This is a genomic window from Streptomyces sp. NPDC025721 (assembly GCF_055558595.1).
The window spans coordinates 52,118-66,965 of the sequence record NZ_JBVHMF010000028.1 but is presented as its reverse complement, the minus strand read 5'-3'; the positions used below and the strand labels follow the sequence as shown (position 1 = coordinate 66,965).

Below are 14,848 nucleotides of genomic sequence, written 5' to 3'. Positions count from 1 at the left end.
CGCGCATAATAGCCCAAAACCCCTCGGTCGCCCCCCCCCCCCCCCCCCCCCCCCCCCCCCCCCCCCCCCCCCAACCCCCCCCCCCCCCCCCCCCGGTTCGCCGTTGCCGTGCCGTGACATACATCGCACAGGGCGGCCGACAGCCTTGGAACCGGAAGATTAGACTCGTCGGATCGGCCGTATCGAAGCGATCCGGCCGTGTCGGCGTCCACGTCGGCAAAACCGTGGGACAGACCTTCGACAGGTGCCGACAGGTACCGACAGGCAGCAGAGGGAGGAACGGGTGGCAGTGCTGACCCGTATCAACGGACCGCGCGACCTCGACCGGCTCAGCCAGCAGCAGCTCGTGGAGCTGGCGGGCGAGATCCGTGCCTTCCTCGTCGACGCGGTGTCCAAGACCGGCGGGCACCTCGGCCCCAACCTCGGTGTGGTCGAGCTGACCATCGCCCTGCACCGCACCTTCCACTCGCCCGTCGACCGGATCCTCTTCGACACCGGCCACCAGGCGTACGTGCACAAACTGCTCACCGGACGCAAGGACTTCGCGAAGCTCAAGAGCAAGGGCGGCCTGTCCGGCTACCCGTCGCGCGCCGAGTCCGAGCACGACGTCATCGAGAACAGCCACGCCTCCACCGTCCTCGGCTGGGCCGACGGTCTCGCCAAGGCCAACGAGGTGCTGGGCCGCACCGACCACGTGGTCGCCGTGATCGGCGACGGCGCGCTCACCGGCGGCATGGCCTGGGAGGCGCTGAACAACATCGCCGCCGCCCAGGACCGCCCGCTGATCATCGTCGTCAACGACAACGAGCGGTCCTACGCGCCCACCATCGGCGGCCTCGCGGACCACCTGGCGACCCTGCGCACCACCGACGGCTACGAGCGCTTCCTGTCCCGTACCAAGGACCTCCTGGAGCGCACCCCGCTGATCGGCCAGCCGCTCTACGAGACGCTGCACGGCGCGAAGAAGGGCCTGAAGGACTTCATCGCCCCGCAGGGCATGTTCGAGGACCTCGGCCTGAAGTACGTCGGCCCGATCGACGGCCACGACGTGGAGGCGCTGGAGTCCGCGCTGCTGCGCGCCAAGCGGTTCGGCGGCCCGGTCATCGTGCACTGCATCACCGAGAAGGGCCGCGGCTACAAGCCCGCCGAGCAGGACGAGGCCGACCGCTTCCACGGCATCGGCCCGATCCACCCCGACACCGGTCTGCCGGTCGCCGCCGCGGGCGCCGACTGGACGTCCGTCTTCGGTGACGAGATGGTCGCGCTCGGCAAGGAGCGCGACGACATCGTCGCCATCACCGCCGCGATGCTCCAGCCGGTCGGCCTGGAGAAGTTCGCCAAGGCGTTCCCCGACCGCGTCTACGACGTCGGCATCGCGGAACAGCACGGCGCGACCTCGGCCGCGGGTCTGGCCACCGGCGGACTGCACCCGGTCTTCGCGGTCTACGCGACCTTCCTCAACCGCGCCTTCGACCAGGTCCTGATGGACGTGGCCCTGCACAAGTGCGGTGTCACCTTCGTCCTGGACCGGGCGGGCGTCACCGGCAGCGACGGCGCCTCGCACAACGGCATGTGGGACATGTCCATCCTCCAGGTCGTGCCGGGACTGCGGATCGCCGCCCCGCGCGACGCCGACCAGGTACGCGCCCAGCTCCGCGAGGCCGTCGCGGTGGACGACGCGCCGACCGTGGTGCGCTACTCCAAGGGCGCGGTCGGCCCGGCCGTCGCCGCCGTCGGCCGGATCGGCGGCATGGACGTGCTGCGCGAGCCGTCCGAGGGCGAGCGCCCCGACGTCCTGCTGGTCTCGGTCGGCGCCCTCGCGCCGATGTGCCTGGAGATCGCCGGGCTGCTGGACGCGCAGGGCATCACCACCACCGTGGTCGACCCGCGCTGGGTCAAGCCGGTGGACGAGGCGCTGCCCGGCCTGGCCGCCAAGCACCGCGTCGTGGTCACCGTCGAGGACAACGGGCGGGTGGGCGGCGTCGGTTCCGCCGTCGCGCAGGCGCTGCGCGACGCGGAGGTGGACGTGCCGCTGCGCGACTTCGGCATCCCGCAGCGCTTCCTCGACCACGGCTCGCGCAAGGACGTGATGGCCGACATCGGGCTCACCGCACCGGACATCGCCCGCCAGGTGACCGGCCTGGTCGCCACCATCGACGGCCGCTTCGCGGACGACGCGGACCACGCCCGTGAGATCGCCCGCGACTGATCCCACCGCCCGCCCGCCCCTCGCCGGGGACACGGCGGCGCACCCGTACGACGCGGGGGTCCACCCATACGGGTGGACCCCCTCTTCCATCGGCGTACGCGTAGGCGCGCCTATTCGGGTGAGACGGACCTCCGGAGTGCAGTAACGCAGTAGCGGCTGCCGACCGACGGAATCGACCGGCCGAACCGACCGGCCGCCGGACGATCTGGAGGTGTGACGGTGGACACCGACACGCGTGACGACACGGCCCCCCGACCCCGGGGGGTGTTCCGCACCAAGAGCATCGAACAGTCGATCGCGGACACCGAGGAGCCGGAACACGGCCTGCGCAAGGAGCTGTCCGCGCTCGACCTGATCGTCTACGGGGTCGGCGTCATCGTCGGCACCGGCATCTTCGTGGTCACCGGCTCGGTCGCCAAGGACTACGCGGGGCCCGCCGTCGCGCTCGCCTTCATCGTCTCCGCGATCGTCTGCGGCCTGGCCGGGCTCTGCTACGCCGAGTTCGCCTCGACCGTGCCGGTGGCCGGATCGGCGTACACCTTCAGCTACGCCTCCATCGGCGAACTGCCCGCCTGGATCATCGGCTGGGACCTGATCCTCGAACTGGCGCTGGGCGCGGGCGTGGTGGCGGGCGGCTGGTCCGGCTACATGGCCAATCTGCTGTCGCACTTCGGCATCGACATCCCCAAGGTCCTCACCCACGACGGCGGCGGCTTCGGCTTCGACCTGCTGGCCGCGGTGCTGGTGCTGGTGCTCACCGGCATCGTGATGGCCGGAATGAAGCTGTCCGCGCGGGTCACCACGCTGATCGTCGCCGTCAAGGTGACCGTGGTGCTGCTGGTGATCTTCGCCGGGCTGTTCTTCGTCACCGGCAGCAACTACCACCCGTTCCTCCCGGCGTCGAAGGCCAACACCGGCAGCGGCTCCGACCTGCACGCGCCGCTGGTGCAGATGATCTTCGGCTTCACCCCGTCCTCGTTCGGCGTGATGGGCATCTTCTCCGCCGCCGCCGTGGTCTTCTTCGCCTTCATCGGCTTCGACATCGTCGCCACCGCCGCCGAGGAGACCAAGAAGCCGCAGCGGGACATGCCGCGCGGCATCCTCGGCTCGCTGGTGATCTGCACCGTGCTGTACGTGGCGGTCTCGCTCGTCGTCACCGGCATGCAGAAGTACTCGGACCTGGACACCACCGCGCCGCTGGCGTCCGCCTTCAAGTCGGTCGGCGCGCCCTTCTGGTCCGGCCTGATCAGCTTCGGCGCGGCCGTCGGCCTGACCTCCGTGGTGATGATCCTGCTGATGGGCCAGACCCGGGTGTTCTTCGCGATGAGCCGCGACGGGCTGCTGCCGCGCGCCTTCTCCCAGGTGCACCCGAAGTTCGGCACCCCCTACCGCACCACGGTGCTGCTCGGCGTGATCGTCGCGCTGATCGCCGGATTCTTCACCGTCGGCGAACTGGAGGAAATGGTCAACGTCGGGACGCTCTTCGCGTTCGTCGTCGTCGCCATCGGCGTCGTCGTGCTCCGCCGCACGCGCCCCGACCTGCCGCGCGCCTTCCGCGCCCCCTGGGTGCCCGTCCTGCCGGTGGCCTCGGTGTGCGCGTCCCTGTGGCTGATGCTCAACCTCAGCGTGGAGACCTGGCTCCGGTTCGCCGTATGGATGGTGATCGGCTTCGTCATCTACTTCGGCTACGGCCGCTCCCACAGCAGGCTGGGCCGCGGGCGCTAAGTGCAGCCGACGAGCGCGGTACTGCCGGCGCGGCCGGCCGTACCGGTGGCCGTACCCGCGGGTGCCCCCGGCCGCCGCGACCGGCGCTACTGGTCGCGGCTGGCCGCGCTGCTCGCGGCGCTCACCGTCCTGCTGCGCCTGCCGTCCTTCGCCCGCCCGGTGTGGAATCCCGACGAGGGCTATCTGGCCGTCCAGGCGCGGCTGCTGGCGCACGGCGGGGTGCTGTACGACACGGTGGTCGACCGCAAGCCGCCGCTGCTGCCGTGGCTGTACCAGGGGCTCTTCGCGGTCTTCGGCGACGGCTCGCTGTGGCCGCCGCGCACGGCCGCGCTGCTGGCGCACCTGGCGACCGCGCTGCTGCTGGCCGCGGTCGCCCGCCGCCGCTGGGGCGACCGGTCGGGGGCGGCGGCGGGCGCGGGATATCTGCTGCTGTCGGTCGGCCTCGCGCCCGAGGACACCCTGGCGGCCACCTTCGAGGTCTTCATACTCCCGTGGACCGCTGCCGCCGTCTGGTGCGCCGACCGGTCCCGCTGGGGACTGGCGGGCGTGGCCGTGGCGGGCGCGGCCCTGACCAAGCAGACCGGCGCGGTGATGCTGCTCCCGGTGGCCTGGACGCTGTGGCGGGCGGCGCGGGCCGGACGCGCCCCGGCGCTCGCGGGCGCGCTGCGGCTCTGCCTCGGCTTCGCGCTGCCGGTCGGCGCGGTGGCCCTGCTGACCGGACCCGGCCGCTTCCTGTTCTGGACGGTCACCGGCTCCGCCGAGTACGTCTCGCCGCGCGGCGCCTGGCTGACCGGGCTGAGCCGGGCGGCGGGCGGCGCCAGCGTCCTGGCGGTGGCCGCCGCCGGAATGCTGCTGGCCGCGGGCGCCGCCTGGGCGCTGCGCCGCCGCCCGGTCCCCGCCGACCTGTGGGTGTGGCTGGCCGCCTCCGGGGTCGCCGTGGTCTCCGGCTTCCAGTTCTACGGCCACTACTTCCTCCAGATGGTGCCCCCGCTGGTGCTGATCGGCGTGGCCGCCGTCCGCGCGTTGCCCCGGCTGCGCGCCGCCGTCACCTGCTGGACGGTCCTGGCCTGCGCCGGATTCCTGGTCTGGGACCTGGCCGCGCCGAGCCGCGAGCTGGACCACGCGGTCGCCGTCGCCGCCGCGGTCCGCGCGCACACCGCGCCCGACGACCGCGTCCTGGTGTGGGGCATACACCCCGAGACGTACTGGTTCGCCGACCGGCGGCCCGCCAGCCGCTATCTGACCGCGGGCTTCCTCACCAACTTCAGCGGCGGGCGCGGCGGGGTCCGGGTGGGGGAGCGGTACGCGGTCCCCGGCGCCTGGCGTGCCTTCGGCGCGGAATTCTCCGCGCACCCGCCCGCGCTGGTGGTCGACGACTCCCGCGGCGACCCGTACGCGATCTCGCGCACGCCGACCCTGCGTGACCTGCTGGGTTCCGGCTACCGGCGGGTGGCGAGGGTCGACGGCGCCGTCGTCTGGGCGCGCGAGGCCGCAGGACCGGCCGGGCGCGGCGGCGCCCATGGGGGACCGGCTGGACGTGGCGCATGGGGGCGATGGTAAAAAGGCGCGAGAGCTGGTGCGGCAATATCGAGGTGGCGTTGTCATGACGGAGTCCAAGGGACCCGGGAACCAGGACCGTGCGAAGGACGGGGGGAGCAAGCCCAAGCGCAAGTCCCTCCTGGACCGGGTACGGCCCTACGCGGTCGGCACGACCGCGATCGTGGTGGTCTTCGGCGGGTCCGCGCTGATCGGCCAGCACGTACGCAGCACCAAGGACGACAAGGTGCGCGAGCCCTCGGGCGTCATCGCCGCGCCCATCGTGCCCACGGGCCCGGTGGACACCGCGTCGCCCAGCCCCAGCGCCGCCCCCACGGGCCCCAAGCTCGGCCTGCCGGTGCGGCCGTCCGTGCCGGTCACGATCACGATCTTCGTGGACCTGCGCAGCCCCGACTCCAAGGCGTTCGCCGACGAGTACCAGGCCACGCTGACGCAGTTGCTGACGACCGGCCAGGCGGAGCTCCAGTACCGCCTGGTGACCGCCTCCGACCAGCAGTACGGCGGCGAGGGCTCCAAGACCGCGGCTAACGCGGCGGCGTGCGCGCAGGACCAGAGCCGCTTCACGCAGTTCATGAAGGAGGTCTGGAAGCACCAGCCGGACCCGAAGAGCGACACGCTGACCCACCTGAACTTCCTGAAGGAACTGGCCGTCAAGGCCGGGAAGATCAAGCTCAGCACCTTCGAGCCGTGCCTGGAGCAGGGCGACCACAACGGCTGGGTGCAGCAGTCGCAGAACGACTTCGCGAAGTCCGACCTCGGCTCGATCCCGGTGGTGGAGATCAACGGCACGCCGGTCAAGGACGTGCACTCCACGCTGACCCCGCAGAAGCTGCGCAAGCTGGTGCTCGCCGAGGCCAAGCGCGTGATCGCGGTGCAGGCCACGCCGTCGGACACGCCCGCGCTGCTGGGCTGACGGACTGTCGGATTTCTCCGGCCGCTCCGTCTTCCGCACCGCGGTAGCTCCGCTGTTCCGCCGCTCCCCGCGGTCGGGTGTTTCGTGCCCTTGAATCATCGGTATGTCAGATTTCGTCAACTTTTAGGCGAAATCGGGTACTGAAGGCATGTGACACCCGATCACGGAGGAGTGGTGCGCATGTCCATACCGGTGTTCGATGACGTCGAACCGCTGCCCGCCTGCGGTTGCGAGGAGTGCGCCCGACGGCGCCTCACCGACTCGATGGCGCGCGACACCGGTGGACCGGCCACCGGCGCGACGACCCGTGTGGTGGTCGTGGCCGCCGCCGCGGGCACCGCGCTGGGCAGCGCCGCCGGAGCGGTCGCCGCCGTGCCGCTGCCGTCGGAGGCCACCGCCTTCACCACGGGCCACGCCGCGCTCGCCGCCGCCCCCGCCACGGTCCCGGCCGCCACCCCCCTGCGGCTCACCCGCGACCAGATCATCCAGCGCGCCCGCACCTGGGCGGACGCCAAGGTGCCGTACAGCATGACCGCGTACTGGAAGGACGGGTACCGGCAGGACTGCTCCGGCTTCGTCTCCATGGCCTGGGGTCTGGGCAGCAGCGCCTGGACCGGCAGTCTGGCCGGCTACGGCGTCCGGATCACCAAGGACGAGCTGATGCCCGGTGACATCCTGCTCTTCCACAACGCCGCCGACCCCGAACACGGGTCGCACACGGTCATCTTCGACGGCTGGGTGGACGACGCGCACACCGCGTACACCGGCTACGAGCAGACGGTCCCGGCCACCCGGGTCCAGACCACGCCGTACGCATACTGGTCCAATTCCGGGAAATACATTCCCTACCGGTACAAGTATCTGGCGGGTGGCAGCAATTCGGGATCGGGGTCCGGTGGGTCGTCGTCGGGTTCCACGGCCTTCCCCGGCACGTCCGCCTTCGGCCCCGGCGCCGACAACGCCAACGTCACCCGGCTCGGCACCATGCTGGTCGGCCGCGGCGCCAGCTCGTACTACAAGGTCGGTCCCGGACCGAAGTGGAGCGAGTCCGACCGCGGCGCGACCAGTGCCTTCCAGCGCGCCCAGGGCTGGTCGGGCAGCGACGCGGACGGGCTGCCCGGCCCCACGACCTGGTCGTACCTCGTCCAGGACAAGGGCCGCGACATCTCCGGCGCCCCGCGGGCCTCCGGCGGCACCCCCGCCAAGGTCCCGGCCTACCCCGGCGCGGGCGCCTTCCGGCCCGGCCAGACCAACGACTCGGTACTCGCCCTCGGCAAACGGCTCGTCGCCAAGGGCTTCGGCAAGAACTACACGGTGGGCCCCAGCCGTACATGGGGCGAGGCAGACCGGCGCAATGTCGAGGCGTTCCAGCGGTCCCTGGGCTGGACCGGGCGCGACGCGGACGGCTACCCCGGCCCCGAGACCTGGAGACGACTGTTCACGTGACGACATCTTCCACCGCCGCCGGGACGGGGCTGCCGGAGCAGACCCGCCCGGCCGCCCACAGCGGCGGCACCGAAGTCCACCCCGCCCCCGCCGCCCCGCCGGAGCTCGTCGAACGGCCGGGGCCCTGCCTGCCCGGCTGGACCGCGACCGCCGTCGTGCTCGCCGCGACCGTCGGCGTCTGCTGGCTGCTGTGGCGCGCCGGCGTCCTGCCCGCCGACGTGGCCGGCCGCCCCCTGTTGCCGCCCCCGCCCGGCGGCGGCTCCGCCAGCGGCCTGTGGAGCGGCGTCCTGCTGCTCGCCGCGGTCGCCGCCTTCGCCGCGGGCGGCCTCACCAGAGGCCGCAACGGCAGCGTCTGGGTGCTCACCCGGCACGGCTCCTACCGCGGCACGGTCCGCCGCACCGGCCTGCTCTGGATCAGCCCGCTGCTCACCCGCCGCAGGCTCGACGTGTCCCTGCGGCACTGGCGCAGCCGCCCGATCGACGCGGTCGACGCCAACGGCACCCCGCTCCAGCTCAGCGTCCTGCTGGTGTGGCGGGTCAGGGACACCGCCAAGGCGGCCTTCGCCGTCGACGACCACAACCTCTTCCTGCGCGAGCAGGTCGAGGCCGCCGTCGCGCTGGCCGTCTCCCGGCACCCGGCCGACGACTTCCGGGGCGCCGCGCCCACCCTGCGCGACAGCGAACGGCTCGGCGACCACCTCACCAAGCTGATCGCCGCCGACCAGCGCCCGGTCGGCATCGAGGTCTTCTCGGCCACCCCGGTCCGCCTCGACTACGCCCCCGAGGTCGCCGCGGCCATGCGGCGCGCCCAGATCGCCGCGCTGGACGCCAAACACCGCAGAGCCGTACTCGACGACGTCCTGGCCACCGTCGCCGAGACCGTCCGCGGCATCACCGAGCGCGGCCTCGTCCAGCTCGACGACTACGAACGCAAGGCGCTGGTACGGGACCTGACGGTGGCGCTGTGCACGACCGTGCCGAAGAAGTGAGCCGCGCCGGGACCCGCGTGGGCTGAGCCGGAACGGCGAAGCGCCGGACGGCCCCCTGACATCGGGGCCGTCCGGCGCTTCGCCGCGTCCGTCCTAGGCGGGGACGCTCGCCACGCCAGGCGCCAGGAACGGCTTGCCGTTCACCCGCTGGGACACGCCCTCGCGGTCCAGGTACGGGGTGACGCCGCCCAGGTGGAAGGGCCAGCCCGCGCCGGTGATCAGGCACAGGTCGATGTCCTGCGCCTCGGCCACCACGCCCTCGTCCAGCATCAGGCCGATCTCCTGCGCGACGGCGTCCAGCACCCGGTCGCGCACCTGCGCCTCGGTGAGCACCGAGTCGCCCTGCTTGAGCAGCGCGGCGACCTCGGGGTCCAGCTCCGGCACGCCGGAGTCGTAGACGTAGAAGCCGCGCTTGCCCGCCTTGACCACGGCCGCCAGATTCTCCGAGACGGTGAAGCGGTCGGGGAAGGCGCCGTGCAGCGTCTCGGAGACGTGCAGACCGATGGCCGGGCCGACCAGTTCGAGCAGCACCAGCGGCGACATCGGCAGGCCGAGCGGCTCGACGGCCTTCTCCGCGACGGCGACCGGCGTGCCCTCGTCGATGACGTTCTGGATCTCGCCCATGAAGCGGGTCAGGATGCGGTTGACGACGAACGCCGGGGCGTCCTTGACCAGCACCGCGGTCTTCTTCAGCTTCTTCGCCACGCCGAAGGCGGTGGCCAGCGACGCGTCGTCGGTCCGCTCGGCGCGGACGATCTCCAGCAGCGGCAGCACCGCGACCGGGTTGAAGAAGTGGAAGCCGACGACCCGCTCCGGGTGCTCCAGCTTCGAGGCCATCTCGGAGACCGACAGCGAGGAGGTGTTGGTGGCCAGGATCGCGTCCGGGCGCACCACCGCCTCCAGCTCCGCGAAGACCTGCTGCTTGACGCCCATCTCCTCGAAGACGGCCTCGATGACGAAGTCCGCGTCGCCGAAGGCGGTCGCCTTGTCCAGGTGACCGGAGACCAGTGCCTTGAGGCGGTTGGCCTTGTCCTGGCCGACGCGGCCCTTGGCGAGCAGCTTGTCGATCTCGCCGTGGACGTAACCCACGCCCTTGTCGATCCGCGCCTGGTCGATGTCGGTCAGCACGACCGGCACCTCCAGGCGGCGGGCGAAGAGCAGCGCGAGCTGCGAGGCCATCAGGCCCGCGCCGACCACGCCGACCTTGGACACCGGGCGGGCCAGCGACTTGTCGGGCGCGCCCGCCGGGCGCTTGCCGCGCTTCTGCACCAGGTTGAAGGCGTAGATGCCGCTGCGCAGTTCGCCGCCCATGATGAGGTCGGCGAGCGCCGCGTCCTCGGCGTCGAAGCCCTGCCGCAGATCGCCGTTCTTCGCCGCGGCGATGATGTCCAGCGCGCGGTACGCGGCAGGGGCCGCCCCGTGCACCTTGCTGTCCGCGACGGCCCGGCCGCGGGCCACGGCCTGGTCCCACGCCTCGCCGCGGTCCACCTCGGCCCGGTCCACCTCCAGCTCGCCCTTGAGGACGGCCGCGGTCCAGGCCAGCGACTGCTCCAGGAAGTCCGCCGCCTCGAACAGCGCGTCGGCGATGCCCAGTTCGTACACCTGGGCGCCCTTGAGCTGACGGTTCTGGTTGAGCGAGTTCTCGATGATGACGGTGACCGCGCGGTCCGCGCCGATCAGGTTCGGCAGCAGTACGCAGCCGCCCCAGCCGGGCACCAGGCCGAGGAAGACCTCGGGGAGCGAGAAGGCGGGCAGCGAGGCCGACACCGTGCGGTAGGTGCAGTGCAGACCGACCTCGACACCGCCGCCCATGGCCGCGCCGTTGTAGTACGCGAAGGTCGGCACGGCCAGGGACTGGAGCCGCTTGAAGACCTCGTGGCCGCTCCTGCCGATGGTCAGCGCCTCGTCGCGTGTCCTGAGCACCTCGACGCCCTTGAGGTCGGCGCCGACCGCGAAGATGAACGGCTTGCCGGTGATGCCGACGCCGGTGATCGCGCCCTCCGCCGCCTCCTTCTCGACCTGGTCGAGCGCCGCGTCGAGGTGGGCCAGCGACTGCGGGCCGAAGGTGGTCGGCTTGGTGTGGTCCAGGCCGTTGTCCAGCGTGATCAGCGCGAAACGGCCCGCGCCCGGCAGCTCCAGGTGCCGCACCTGGGCCTGGGTGACGACCTCGCCGGGGAACCGCTCGGCCGCCCCCTTCAACAGCTCGGTGGTGCTGCTCACTTGGTGCCTCCGTCGAAGTGGGGGTTCTCCCAGATGACCGTGCCGCCCATGCCGAAGCCGACGCACATGGTGGTGATGCCGTAGCGCACGTGCGGCTGCTCCTCGAACTGCCGGGCGAGCTGCGTCATCAGCCGCACACCGGAGGAGGCCAGCGGGTGGCCGTAGGCGATGGCGCCGCCGTACTGGTTGACCCGCGGGTCGTCGTCGGCGATGCCGTAGTGGTCGAGCAGCGAGAGCACCTGGACGGCGAACGCCTCGTTGATCTCGAACAGGCCGATGTCGCCGATCGACAGACCGGCCTTGGCCAGCGCCTTCTCGGTCGCCGGGATCGGGCCGATGCCCATCACCTCGGGCTCGACGCCCGCGAAGGCGTACGAGACCAGGCGCATCCGTACCGGCAGGTCCAGCTCCCTGGCGACGTCCTCCGCGGCGAGCAGCGAGGCGGTGGCGCCGTCGTTGAGACCGGCCGCGTTGCCCGCGGTGACCCGGCCGTGCGGGCGGAAGGGGGTCTTCAGGCCCGCGAGCTGCTCCAGCGTGGTGCCCGGCCGCATCGGCTCGTCCGCCGTCGCCAGGCCCCAGCCGGTCTCCCCGGCCTCGGGGGTGGTGCGGCGGATCGCGATCGGCACCAGGTCCTGCTGGATCCGGCCGTTGGCGTACGCCTTCGCGGCCTTCTCCTGGCTGCGGACGGCGAATTCGTCGGCGCGCGCCTTGGTGAGCTGCGGGAAGCGGTCGTGCAGATTCTCGGCGGTCATGCCCATGAACATCGCCGACTCGTCGACGAGCTTCTCCGAGACGAACCGCGGGTTGGGGTCGACGCCCTCGCCCATCGGGTGCCGTCCCATGTGCTCGACGCCGCCGGCCACCACGACGTCGTACGCGCCGAAGGCGATGCCGCCGGCCGTGGTCGTCACGGCGGTCATCGCGCCCGCGCACATCCGGTCGACGGAGAAACCGGGCACGGTGGTCGGCAGCCCGGCGAGGATGCCCGCCGTCCGGCCCAGGGTGAGGCCCTGGTCGCCGATCTGCGTGGTCGCGGCGACCGCGACCTCGTCGATCCGCGCCGGGTCCAGATCCGGGTTGCGCCGCAGCAGCTCCCGGATGCACTTGATCACCAGGTCGTCGGCCCGGGTCTCGTGATACATGCCCTTCGGGCCCGCTTTGCCGAACGGGGTGCGGACGCCGTCAACGAATACGACGTCCCTTCCGGTACGAGGCACGGTGGGTCTCCCTCTTCGACGATGTGGAACGCGGCGCTGAAGCACGCTTCCTACGGCTCGCCTCACATGCTACTCGTCGGTAACTCATGTGCACAGCTTCCCTCGCGGAAGCGGCGCAGCTCACATCGCACGGATGTTACCGAAGGTTACCCCTGTGGGGGAGAGCCTGAGGGAGCGCCGCGGGCGGGGCGGCCGTTCGACACGGAACCACCGGCGGCGGACCACCGACGCAGGACCACGGACGGGGAACCGCCGACTGCGGACGGGCCACCGGCCCCGGCGGGCTATTCGCCCGGGGGCGGGTCCGCCGGGCGGGCGGTCAGCGCGACCGTCAGCAGCGGGGTGGTCAGCTCGACCTGCCACGGGCGGGCGCCCATCTCCGCGAGCTGGGCGGCCACGACCTCCTCGCTCGCGTTCGCCGGAGGCGCCCAGCACAGCCGACGCACCGTGTCCGGGGTGATCAGATTCTCCTGGGGGAGATTCAGCTCCTCGGCCAGCGCGCTCACCGCGGCGCGCGCCGCGGAGAGCCGGGCGGCGGCGACCGGGTCCTTGTCCGCCCAGGCGCGCGGCGGCGGGGGGCCGGTGTACGCGGCGGCGGGCTGCGGCAGCTCCCGCTCGGGCAGCGCGCGCGCCCGGTCGATCGCGGACTGCCACTGGTCGAGCTGGCGGCGGCCCATCCGGTGCCCGAAACCGGGCAGGGCGGCCAGCGCGTGCGCGTTCGGCGGGCTCTCCAGCGCCGCCGTCACGATCGCGGCGTCGCTGAGCACCCGGCCGGGGGAGACGTCCCGCTCACGGGCGGTACGGTCGCGCGCCAGCCACAGCTCGCGCACCACGGCGATCTGCCGACGCCGCCGCACCTTGTGCATGCCCGAGGTCCTGCGCCAGGGGTCGACGCGCGGCGCGGCCGGCGGGGCGGCGGCGATGGCCGCGAATTCCTGGAGCGCCCACTCCAGCTTCCCCTGGGTGCGCAGCTCCTCCTCCAGCGCGTCGCGCAGATCCACCAGCAGCTCGACGTCGAGCGCGGCGTACCGCAGCCACGGGTCGGGCAGCGGGCGGGTGGACCAGTCCACCGCCGAGTGGCCCTTCTCCAGCGCGAAGCCCAGCACGTTCTCCACCATCGCGCCGAGGCCGACCCGGGCGAACCCGGCCAGCCGCCCGGCCAGTTCTGTGTCGAACAGCGAGGTGGGGTGCATGCCGATCTCGGACAGGCACGGCAGATCCTGGGTGGCGGCGTGCAGCACCCACTCGGTGCCGGTCAGGGCGTCGCCCAGGGTGGACAGGTCGGGGCATCCCGTGGGGTCGATCAGCGCGGTCCCTGCTCCGGCGCGGCGCAACTGGACCAGATAGGCCCGCTGCCCGTAGCGGTAGCCGGAGGCGCGCTCGGCATCGACGGCGACCGGACCGGAACCCGCGGCGAAAGCCGCGACGACATCTGCGAGAGCCTCCGGGCTGGCGGTCACCGGCGGGATTCCCTCGCGCGGGTCCAGCAGCGGGACCGGCGCCGGGCCTGCTTGGGTTGCGGTCTCTCTGGCGTCGGTCACTTGTTAAGGGTAGCCGGGTACGGCGTGTCAGGTGGAGATCCAACGGACAGGGCGTACGGTACGTCGCCGCCGGGTCCGTGAGCGCCGGGGCCGCGGCACCGCCACGACGGCCGACGCGCGCGCGTATACGGCGGGCGTACGCGCGGACACGGGCGCGCGTATACGAAACGACCCCCGGCGGAACGTTCCGCCGGGGGTCGCTCACGGCCGGGGCCTCAGTGGATGATTCCGGTGCGCAGGGCCACCGCGACCATGCCGGCGCGGTCCCCGGTGCCCAGCTTCCTGGCGATCCGGGCGAGGTGGCTCTTGACGGTCAGCGCCGAAAGGCCCATGGAGACGCCGATCGCCTTGTTCGACTGGCCTTCCGCGACCAGCCGCAGGACCTCGACCTCGCGGCCGGACAGCTCGCGGTAACCGCTGGGGTGGCCGGGGGCGCCCGGCGGGCGGCGCTGCATACGGGCCGCGGTGGCGCCCAGCGGCGCCAGTCCCGGCCGGGTGGCGAGACCGCCGGGGCTGTTGCGGGTGCCGGTCACGACATAGCCCTTCACCCCCCCGGCAAGCGCGTTGCGCACGGCGCCGATGTCGTCGGCGGCGGAGAGCGCGAGGCCGTTGGGCCAGCCTGCCGCGCGGGTCTCGGCGAGCAGGGTGAGGCCGGAGCCGTCGGGGAGATGGACATCGGCGACGCAGATGTCGCGGGGGTTACCGACCCGGGGACGGGCCTCGGCGATGGACGAGGCCTCGATCACGTCGCGAACCCCGAGAGCCCACAGGTGTCGGGTGACAGTGGAGCGGACGCGGGGGTCGGCTACGACGACCATGGCCGTCGGCTTGCTGGGGCGGTAGGCGACCAGGCTCGTGGGCTGCTCGAGAAGAACGGACACCGGGCCTCCTGTGGCAAAGGGGACTGAAACGGTCACAATCTCCTTCGGCAGCAATTGCTCCGGCCTTTAGGGAAAGATCACGATTTATTGAGGATCATTTCCGGCAATTCGGACGAGAAATCGAACATGCGAGAAGTGAGTGCGCCGCGC

At 72.3% G+C, this 14,848-nt stretch carries 10 protein-coding genes; 6 read left to right on the top strand and 4 right to left on the bottom strand.

The annotated features are described in order from the left end of the window. The first annotated feature begins 283 nt into the window (after positions 1-283). From dxs to ACZ4EF_RS30200, 6 genes are all read left to right on the top strand, one after another. The gene (gene dxs / locus ACZ4EF_RS30225; protein WP_355338639.1) at positions 284-2,209 is read left to right on the top strand and encodes a 1-deoxy-D-xylulose-5-phosphate synthase; all 1,926 of its coding nucleotides are present in this window, start codon (positions 284-286) and stop codon (positions 2,207-2,209) included. Between the two features lie 219 nt (positions 2,210-2,428). After that, positions 2,429-3,934: an amino acid permease gene (locus ACZ4EF_RS30220; protein WP_467507236.1), complete on the top strand. Its 1,506-nt coding sequence runs from the start codon at positions 2,429-2,431 to the stop codon at positions 3,932-3,934. After that, a complete protein-coding gene (locus ACZ4EF_RS30215; protein WP_391163882.1) occupies positions 3,935-5,494 on the top strand; it encodes a glycosyltransferase family 39 protein in 1,560 nt (519 codons plus the stop codon). Positions 5,495-5,537: 43 nt separating this feature from the next. Then, entirely contained in the window at positions 5,538-6,404 is an 867-nt protein-coding gene (locus tag ACZ4EF_RS30210; protein ID WP_467507234.1) for a DsbA family protein, read from the top strand. A 180-nt stretch (positions 6,405-6,584) separates the two neighbouring features. Then, positions 6,585-7,850, top strand: a complete 1,266-nt coding sequence (locus ACZ4EF_RS30205) for a peptidoglycan-binding protein (RefSeq protein WP_467507232.1) — start codon at positions 6,585-6,587, stop codon at positions 7,848-7,850. Next, entirely contained in the window at positions 7,847-8,839 is a 993-nt protein-coding gene (locus ACZ4EF_RS30200) for an SPFH domain-containing protein (protein ID WP_355338651.1), read from the top strand. Before ACZ4EF_RS30205 ends, ACZ4EF_RS30200 begins: the two co-directional genes overlap by 4 nt. Before the next feature lie 93 nt (positions 8,840-8,932). Here the strand turns inward: ACZ4EF_RS30200 and ACZ4EF_RS30195 are convergent, their stop codons facing one another. From ACZ4EF_RS30195 to ACZ4EF_RS30180, 4 genes are all read right to left on the bottom strand, one after another. Next, on the bottom strand, positions 8,933-11,059 hold the full coding sequence (locus tag ACZ4EF_RS30195; protein WP_355338654.1) for a 3-hydroxyacyl-CoA dehydrogenase NAD-binding domain-containing protein: 2,127 nt from the start codon (positions 11,057-11,059) through the stop codon (positions 8,933-8,935). After that, the gene (locus tag ACZ4EF_RS30190) at positions 11,056-12,276 is read right to left on the bottom strand and encodes a thiolase family protein (RefSeq protein WP_355338657.1); all 1,221 of its coding nucleotides are present in this window, start codon (positions 12,274-12,276) and stop codon (positions 11,056-11,058) included. Before ACZ4EF_RS30190 ends, ACZ4EF_RS30195 begins: the two co-directional genes overlap by 4 nt. Positions 12,277-12,560: 284 nt before the next feature. Continuing rightward, on the bottom strand, positions 12,561-13,817 hold the full coding sequence (locus ACZ4EF_RS30185; protein ID WP_391163883.1) for an HRDC domain-containing protein: 1,257 nt from the start codon (positions 13,815-13,817) through the stop codon (positions 12,561-12,563). 215 nt (positions 13,818-14,032) lie between these two features. Continuing rightward, complete coding sequence (locus tag ACZ4EF_RS30180; protein ID WP_188280408.1) at positions 14,033-14,698, bottom strand: LuxR C-terminal-related transcriptional regulator; 666 nt, start codon at positions 14,696-14,698, stop codon at positions 14,033-14,035. Positions 14,699-14,848: the final 150 nt, after the last annotated feature.

Excerpts from the sequence above, each read along its gene's own strand:
- ACZ4EF_RS30210 (WP_467507234.1), top strand. The coding sequence starts at position 5,538 with ATGACGGAGTCCAAGGGACCCGGGAACCAGGACCGTGCGAAGGACGGG.
- ACZ4EF_RS30205 (WP_467507232.1), top strand. The coding sequence starts at position 6,585 with ATGTCCATACCGGTGTTCGATGACGTCGAACCGCTGCCCGCCTGCGGT.